1 pseudogene is annotated in these 314 nt (G+C 60.8%); it reads right to left on the bottom strand.

What is annotated here, in order from left to right:
• A pseudogene (locus tag EN869_RS33930) lies at positions 1-217 on the bottom strand (cation transporter); the annotation flags it as partial.
• Positions 218-314: the final 97 nt, after the last annotated feature.

Genomic DNA, 314 nt, shown 5'->3' with positions numbered 1-314 from the left:
CCACGCTGCCGGAAAACGCCACGACGACGATCTGCAAAGCCGCGGTGATCGCGAGGATCACGAACGACCATTTGATCGCCCAGATGCCGCGATCGGTCGTCGCGATCGTGGCGTCGATCACCCCATGCGTATGACCATGCGGCCCGTGGTGATCATGGCCACCATGGTCGTGACCATGCGCCCCGAACCCGAACCAGGCCAGAATCCTTGCCCACATGGTTGCCTCACAGATACTTGGTGAGCTGTTTCAGCTCCTTGAGCGTGTCCCTGGTCGGTTCTCCGCCTTCGACCAGGCAGTGCTCCATATGATCGTG

Source organism: Mesorhizobium sp. M2D.F.Ca.ET.226.01.1.1 (assembly GCF_004022705.2).
Classification (GTDB): domain Bacteria; phylum Pseudomonadota; class Alphaproteobacteria; order Rhizobiales; family Rhizobiaceae; genus Mesorhizobium.
This window is presented reverse-complemented; position numbering and strand designations above follow the sequence as displayed.